The sequence below is a fragment of the Variovorax sp. P4_D9 genome (assembly GCF_056401695.1).
In genome coordinates, this window is sequence record NZ_JBFUIU010000949.1 from 1 (window position 1) to 3168 (window position 3168).

3 protein-coding genes are annotated in these 3168 nt (G+C 62.8%); 2 read left to right on the forward strand and 1 reads right to left on the reverse strand.

Annotated features, from left to right (window positions below; genetic code table 11):
- Nucleotides 1-108: 108 nt before the first annotated feature.
- Entirely contained in the window at nt 109-327 is a 219-nt protein-coding gene (locus tag AC1DY5_RS48880) for a hypothetical protein (protein ID WP_478121542.1), read from the forward strand.
- A gap of 242 nt (nt 328-569) precedes the next feature.
- Here AC1DY5_RS48880 and AC1DY5_RS48885 read toward each other — a convergent pair whose 3' ends face one another.
- Nucleotides 570-1031, reverse strand: a complete 462-nt coding sequence (locus tag AC1DY5_RS48885; RefSeq protein WP_478121543.1) for a hypothetical protein — start codon at nt 1029-1031, stop codon at nt 570-572.
- Between the two features lie 332 nt (nt 1032-1363).
- Between AC1DY5_RS48885 and AC1DY5_RS48890 the strand changes: the two genes are divergently transcribed.
- Nucleotides 1364-3103, forward strand: coding sequence for an IS1634 family transposase (locus AC1DY5_RS48890; protein WP_478121544.1), 1740 nt, complete (start codon nt 1364-1366; stop codon nt 3101-3103).
- Nucleotides 3104-3168 lie beyond the last annotated feature (65 nt).

The following is a 3168-nucleotide window of genomic DNA, read 5'->3' on the forward strand; positions in this document are numbered from 1 at the left end:
CGTAAATATGTCGTAAATATGTAACGAATTTTCGGGGCCCGGCTGCGCGCTCAGCCGCCAATCGTGAACAAGGGGCGACGGCCCAACCCGAAACCACCAAGAAGACCAATGATCTCCATCACAGGCGCCCTCGAAGACCAAGGGGCCATCGAAACGAAGCGCAACCCGCCGAAGAACGCCAGCCGAAGCTACAAATTGCGGCTGCGCGCGATGAGGGGCGCACTGATTTACGGCCTGAACATGGCCGTGCTTGGCGCGCTGGTCGGGGTCATGTTCATCGCGGCCGGCCTTGAATTCCTGAGCAGCAAGCTCGAAGCCCTGGAGTGACAGGTTACTTCAGACCTTGATGCCTCCCAGCAGCGCGACTGGCTCCAGGCCGGCACGAGCCATCTGCGCCTCCACCTTGCGCACGCGCTCGGCCAGTTCAGGCGCTCTGGCTGGGCGCGTGTTCGGCTCCGAAGTTGGTGGCTTCGACGGCGAGGGAAGCGAGCACCACGGTCAATATGGCGTTGCAGCGGGGCTCCGCCTGCGTGCACGCGCATTTGCAAATGCAGCCGCGAGGCTAGTGCCTAGCGGCGATAAACATATGTCTGCGCCTGGATTCCAGAATCAAGGAGCGTCTCCGCCGACGAGATCGGATCCAACCTGCAGCATGCATCTACAGAGGTCGCATGCGATCCCGGCACGACGATCAGCACCTCGGATATTCCTGAAGAGAAAGCAAAATCAACCAAAACATCGGCGACTTGCGTCAGCAGTTCAGGGTCTGAGTACTCCTCGCTCAGCGTTACGCACACGTGTCCCACGCCTGCCACGGAATCTGCCTTCGGCTCAAGAATGGCGTTTGCAATACCGATGCGCTGCCCTTTGTGCGACAGGACGTCAAAGAAGACAACTGGGGCACCGGTGGGCTTGAAGGTCTTTTGCGAATGGGCTGCAATATGAAAGCTATCTCCGATCATGTTGGACGGAAGAGCGATGGTTTCAGCTGGGGATGAATCGCGAAGATACGAGCGGGCAGGAGCAGTCATGTCAGGGCTCCTGGATGAAGATTGCTTGCACGAGGTTACTGGAACCGAGAGCGTACTCGCGCATGCTGAAGAAGTCATGCCGCATCGTGCCAGTTCGATCTATAGCCCTACATGGCGGGTAGCTGCGAAGGTCCRCATTGGCCGAATCCGGCGGTTGGCCGCATTGTGCCCCTTCCCCAGCAGGCGCTGGCTAGCCCGAACTTTGAAGCATTGATCAGGCCGTAACCCAGCATTGGCGCGGGTTTCGGCCTTTTTCTTGTGTCAATTTGTAGCCATGTAAATTGTTCATTATTCTGTTGAATTAGCTCTGTATTGGTTCTATAAACGAAGTCATGTACATCGAGTCCGTGCCGAACCGCAACTCGCCCGCCGCAGTGCTCCTGCGCGAGTCCTACCGCGAGGACGGCAAGGTCCGCAAACGCACCCTAGCCAACCTGTCTTGCCTGCCCGAGGAGGTCATCGAAGGCCTGAAGGTGCTGCTGCGCGGCGGCGTGGCCGTCCCCAGCGTCGAGGAGGTCTTCACCGTCGAGCGCACCCTGCCTCACGGCCATGTGGCCGCCGTGCTGGGTGCTGCGCGTGGCTCGGGCGCTTCGTCCTGGTTCGCCTCAGCGCCCCAGGAACTGCAGCCCGTGCTGCTGGCAATGTTGGTGGCCCGCGTGATCTCGCCAGCCTCCAAGCTGGCCACCCATCGCTTGCTGCACGACGACACCGCCAGCTCCTCGCTGGGCCGCGTGCTGGGGGTCGGCCAATGCAGCGCCGATGAGCTGTACCGGGCGCTGGACTGGCTGCATGACGCACAACCGGCCATCGAGCGGCGCCTGGCCCGTCAGCATCTGGCGGGCTCCACCCTCGTGCTGTACGACCTCACCTCGACCTGGTTGACGGGACGGTGCTGCGAACTCGCCGCGCGCGGCCATTCGCGCGACGGCMAGCGCGATGACCCGCAGATCGTCTTCGGACTGCTGTGTTSMGCCGAGGGTTGYCCGATCGCGGTGGAGGTGTTCAAGGGCAACACGGCCGACCCGGCCACGGTGGCCGCTCAGGTGACCAAGCTCAAGGAGCGCTTCGGCATCGAACACCTGGCCTGGGTAGGTGACCGCGGCATGCTCACCTCGGCTCGCATCGAGCAGGTCCTCAAGCCCGCGGGCATGGACTGGGTGAGCTCGCTGCGCGCGCCGCAGATCGCGCAGCTCGCCGAGGAACATGGCCCATTGCAGCCGTCGCTGTTCGATGAGCGCAACCTGCTTGAACTCACCAGCGCGCACTTCCCCGGCGAGCGGCTGGTGGTGTGCCGCAATCCGCTGCTGGCCGAGGAGCGCGCACGCAAGCGGCTGGAGTTGCTCGCTGCAACCGAAGCCGATCTGGACAAGATCGTGTCGGCCWCTCAGCGCGCTCGCMATCCGCTGCACGGCGAGGATGCCATTGGCCTGCGCGTGGGTCGTGTGATCGGCCGCTTCCACATGGCCAAGCACTTCGAACTCCTCATCACCCCGACGTCGTTGACCTATCGGCGCAAGCTCGATGCCATCGCCGCCGAGRCCGCGCTGGACGGCCTGTACGTGGTGCGYACCAATGTCCCCGCAACGAAGCTCGATGCCGAYGCAGCGGTGGCCGCGTACAAGAGCCTGGCCCACGTGGAGCGCGCCTTCCGCTGCATGAAGACCATCGACCTGCACGTGCGCCCGGTCTTCCACTACAGCGAGCAGCGCGTGCGCGCCCACGTCTTCCTTTGCATGCTGGCCTACTACGTCGAGTGGCAAATGCGCGAGCGTCTGAAGCCCATGCTGTTCGACGACGAGTACCTCGAAGAGGCCAGCGCCGCCAGGGCCTCTCCAGTGGCCAAGGCGTTGCGMTCCGAGCATGCCAGGGCCAAGGATGCGAGCAAGATGGCAGACGACGGCTCACCCTTGCACAGCTTCARGACCCTGCTGCAGGACCTCTCCACCCTGGCCTACAACATCACCCACACCCACCTCAACCCCGAGGCCAAGATCGTCACCACCACGCGGCCCACGCCGCTTCAGGCMAARGCCTTCAMGCTGCTCGGCTTGAATCCCGCCTGTACCCAGTAGCCGCTCTCCCTGCGAACGAAAAGCTCAAGCAGGGCGCGCACTTACGTCTCGGCGATTACCAAAGT